Here is a 280-nt window from a genome sequence, read left to right as displayed (position 1 = left end):
CGCCGCCCACGTCCTTCGCCGTCCCGTGCGTGTCCAGGGCCATGGAGACCTCCCGAGGCTCGGGTACACCCCTTCCATCGTGATCGGTGTCACCACTTATGGCCTGTTGAGTCCTGCGGATGTGGAGGGGATCCGCATAATCTCTGAAGTTCCGGAGGGGAGGGGACACGGGCGTGACGGCAGAGCAGGGCACCACCTGCCCGGAGTGCGGGGCGCCGAGGGGGCCGGACAACACCCCGTCGTGCGACTGCACCGAGCGGGCCGCCGCGGCACTGCGCGA

This window comes from Streptomyces tricolor, from assembly GCF_002155905.1.
GTDB classification, from domain to species: Bacteria; Actinomycetota; Actinomycetes; order Streptomycetales; family Streptomycetaceae; genus Streptomyces; species Streptomyces tricolor.
Note: the sequence above shows the minus strand (reverse complement) of the source record.